The 4,119-nt window shown below is 61.6% G+C and carries 3 protein-coding genes; 1 reads left to right on the top strand and 2 read right to left on the bottom strand.

The features are described from left to right. Positions 1-179 precede the first annotated feature (179 nt). Positions 180-2,474 (bottom strand): heavy metal translocating P-type ATPase, encoded by a 2,295-nt coding sequence (locus Q0602_RS03375; RefSeq protein ID WP_298838974.1) that lies wholly within the window; start codon positions 2,472-2,474, stop codon positions 180-182. Between the two features lie 354 nt (positions 2,475-2,828). Here Q0602_RS03375 and Q0602_RS03370 point away from each other — a divergent pair, with 354 nt between their 5' ends. Beyond that, positions 2,829-3,491: a L,D-transpeptidase gene (locus tag Q0602_RS03370; RefSeq protein ID WP_076623832.1), complete on the top strand. Its 663-nt coding sequence runs from the start codon at positions 2,829-2,831 to the stop codon at positions 3,489-3,491. A gap of 41 nt (positions 3,492-3,532) precedes the next feature. Here Q0602_RS03370 and Q0602_RS03365 read toward each other — a convergent pair whose 3' ends face one another. After that, entirely contained in the window at positions 3,533-3,820 is a 288-nt protein-coding gene (locus Q0602_RS03365; RefSeq protein ID WP_076623833.1) for a hypothetical protein, read from the bottom strand. Between the last annotated feature and the right edge of the window lie 299 nt (positions 3,821-4,119).

Here is a 4,119-nt window from a genome sequence, read left to right as displayed (position 1 = left end):
GCGTTGACGAAGCATCGAAGGTGTCGAATCTCAATTTCACGTTTTCTCCTTTCCACTGTCCGACATCCTCTCGCACCTCGTGTTCAGGTCCTTTTCTGTGGAGCCTACACTGACGAGCCGAACCTCAATCCAAGTCTTCAAACCTTGTTTCAAGGCGGCGTATGCTCTGCGTGGAAATGCTAGCGATTGTCAGACGGATTGAAGCGCAACAGTCGCAGGGCATTGAGCGTGACCAGCACCGTGGCCCCGGTATCGGCCAAAATGGCGATCCAGAGCCCGGTCAGCCCCAGCACGGACGTCACCAGGAACACGGCTTTAAGACCCAGCGCCAGGGCCACGTTCTGACGGATGTTGGCCATGGCGGCCCGTGCAAGCCGGATCAGGGCCGGTACGTCCACCACCCTGTCGCGCAGGATCGCCGCATCGGCGGTTTCCAGTGCCACGTCGGTGCCCGAGCCCATCGCCACACCCACGTTCGCCTGCTTTAGCGCCGGTGCGTCGTTGATCCCGTCGCCAATCATCATGACGCCGCCGGTTGCGCCCATCTCGCGGATCAGCCTCAGCTTGTCCTCGGGCATCATGCTGGCGTGGAATTCCATGCCGAGCTGCCCGGCGATGGCTTCGGCCGTGCGGGGATTATCGCCGGTCAGGATCACCGGCGCGATGTCCATCGCCCGCAGCTGGGCCATGGCCTCGGCGGCGTCGTTGCGCGGCTCGTCGCGCAGGGCGACGAGGCCAAGGGACTGGCCTGTGCGGAACACCGCGACCACCGTCTTGCCCTCGGTCTCCAGCCGCGCCGCGATCTCGGACTGGTCGTCGGCGATGCCCCCGGACTCCTCGGCGTGGCGAGGCGAGGACACCCAGGCCTTCGCGCCGCCCACCAGTGCCTCGACGCCCTTGCCGACGATGGCGCGTGCGTCGGTCGCGGGCAGGGCCTCGATCCCCGCCTCCTCCGCCCGACGTAGGATGGCCTGGGCCAGCGGGTGCGACGATCCGGTCTCGACCCCGGCCGCGACGGCCAGCAGGTCGCTTTCAGACACGCCGGGCGCGGGCACGATGTCGGTCACCTTCGGTTTGCCGTGGGTCAGTGTGCCGGTCTTGTCGAAAGCGATCGCCAAAACCTTGGCGGCGGCCTCGATGACCGCGCCGCCCTTCATCAGAAGGCCCTTCCGGGCGCCCGAGGAGAGGGTTGAGGCGATCGAAGCCGGAACCGAGATCACCAGGGCGCAGGGGCAGCCGATCAGCAGCAGCGCGAGGCCGCGATAGATCCAGGTGTTCCAGTCGGCCCCGGTAGCGAGCGGCGGGATCAAGATGACCAGCGCCGCCAGCACGACGATGGCGGGCATGTACCAGCGGCTGAACCGGTCGATGAACCGCTCAGTCGGCGCGCGGGCGTTCTCGGCCTCCTCGACCAGCTGAATGATGCGCGCAATCGTGTTGTCCGCTGCGGTTTTCGTCACCGTCACGCGAAGCGCGGCCTCGGTATTGATCGATCCCGCGAAGACCGATTCTCCCGGCCCCCGGGTAACAGGGACGCTTTCACCGGTCACGGGACTTTCGTCGATACCGCTGGTGCCCTCGGCAATCTCGCCATCGGCCGGGATGCGGTCCCCGGGGCGCACCAGAACGCGCTGGCCGACCTCGAGCTGGTCGACCGGGACTTCGCGGGTCTTGCCGTCGATTTCCAGAAGTGCGGTCTTGGGCACCAGATTGGCCAGCGCCCTGATGCCGTCGCGCGCCTTGCCGGCGGCCACACCTTCAAGCACCTCGCCCACGGCAAAGAGGAACACCACAAGCGCCGCTTCCTCGGCTGCACCGATGAACAGGGCGCCGATGGCGGCGATGGTCATCAGGCTTTCGATGGTGAAGGGCTGCCCGAGGCGAACGGCCTCGAAGGCGCGCTTCGCCACCGGGGCGACGCCGATCACGCAGGCGAAGGTAAAGGCCCAGTAACCGTAGTCCGCCGAGGTCAGAAGCTCGAAACCCCATGCAAGGACAAGCAAGGCCCCCGTGAAGATCACCAGCCGTCCCTTGTTGGTCTGATACCACGCCTTGCCGCGATCAGCGGGGTCATCATGGACATGACCGGGGCTGCCATGCCCGGCGTCGGCCTTTGCAGACGACGGCCCTTTGTCACCGCCTTTGGCGTGGTCATGGCCGTGGTTGGCGTGATCGTGATCGTAGCCTTCGCAGTCAGCGCCATGAGTGTGTGCCTTTTTCGGGGCGTCGAGCGTATTCTCCGGCGACGACGCGCCACGCTGCGCAATCCTGTATCCGAGGCGCTTCACGATGGCCTCGATCTCGGCAGGGTCCGTACTGGCAGGCTCCAGATCCAGCGAAAGGCGCTCACTCATCAGCGCTACCTTTACGCCGCTGACACCCGGAAGGCGCTCGACGGCCTTCGTCACTTTTAACGTGCAGGCGGCACAATCCATGCCGCTGACAGTCCAGTCTCGGCGCTCGGCTCCACTCATTTTCTTTGCTCCTGGCCCGGCAACTGGCCGGGGCTATCTTTGACCGAGTCGGTTCTTACAGGCTATAGTAACTGTAGCTTCAAGTCCTTTTCGTTGCTGCGACGATTGCTTCGCCCACATTGTTCTCTGATCGATGTCGGTATCAGCGAACGGCTGCAATCTATTGGGAGTCTTCGCCTAGCTGATCGGGTTCTGTCGCGACCAGAGCTGCAGGAGATTCACTTCTGGCGGATGGGATGCTTTCCGCAACAAAATCCGGGACACCCCTTGATGCTATAGGGGCTGGAGGTTTTATACCGCATCCATCGCGTACAAGCGATCGAACCGGTTCACTGTGCATTTGGGAAACTTGAGATGCTGACGAGACGACACTTTATCCAGACAACTGCAGCGCTGCTCCCGTCGTCGGTCCCGACGCTTTCGTTTGCCAATAACTGGCCCAGCGAACAACAGAAAGCCGCTTGGGACGCAGAGGTCACCCCATTTGGCTATGATCCCGCGACCACGAACCCTTGGGGGCTACATCCCAGGTTCCTTCCTCAACGGGTATTGGCGAACGACGAACTGCGTCCCGGAGATATCCATGTCGATGCCGTGGCAAGGTACCTCTACCACATAGAGGAAGGCGGTACCGCCATGCGTTATGGTGTAGCCATTGCCCAGGGGGATCTCTACGAGCCAGGTACGTACACGATCAAGCGCAAGGTCGAATGGCCCCACTGGCGGCCGACACAGAACATGATCGAACGGGATCCCCAGAATGCTCAGTATGCAGATGGCGTGGAGCCCGGCCCCGCCAATGCGCTCGGTTCAAGAGCTCTTTACCTGTACGTCGGCGACAGGGATACATATCTGCGGATTCATGGCACGCCGTATCCCGAAAGCATTGGCGGGCGGGCAAGCTCAGGCTGCGTTCGAATGGTGATGGCTCATATCAACGATCTGTTCGAAAATGTTGAGATCGGCTCGACAGCTTATCTTTACTCAGCAGAAGACAGCCTCGTGAGGCCGGGGTGACCTCTGGCCTTCCACCTGAGGCGTGGAAGGCCGGAAATCGCTCAAGATACCGGCTGCTGCACCACGCATATCGGGCGGCCGCCAGTTGCGCGAAGCGGCACGAGAGTGGTTTCCACTGGGCCGGCATGCATATACCAGTAACAATCGTCTTCGCTTTGCAGGCGAGCCGTCGACAAATCCTGATCGGGAGCGGCCATGGCAACAACATTCTCTGGAATATTGCCGATTTCATATCGATCGTTCTGGCCTTCCGTGTTTGTGATCCCGCAGCTGGCAAGCAGAGCGGAGGCGATAATCACCAGGGAACAGTTTCTGTACTTTGTTTGCATGGCTGCCTCTCTTGCCTCGTTTGCGCGCGGCTTGGTATGTTGCCAGGTCAAGGCGCTGTTCACTGCGCTCGCATCGATTGGATGCATGTTTCGTGAGAATCTATAGCTCTAGTATCTATAGATTTTGTCTATCTTTACGGCAACTCTGGCTGAGGTCAATCAAGTTTTCCGGACTATTGTGAGACGCGACGCCTCCCTGTCTGCGAACTGCGGCATCGCAGCCCGGCGAAGGTGTTACTTGGTAGGTGATGGACAAATAGCTCCAACTGCACCGCTCCTGGCCATAGACTGACATAAGG

This window comes from uncultured Salinicola sp., assembly GCF_937921195.1.
Taxonomy (GTDB): Bacteria; Pseudomonadota; Gammaproteobacteria; order Pseudomonadales; family Halomonadaceae; genus Salinicola.
The sequence above is the reverse complement of the archived record's forward strand: the minus strand, read 5'-3'. Positions and strand labels throughout refer to the sequence as shown.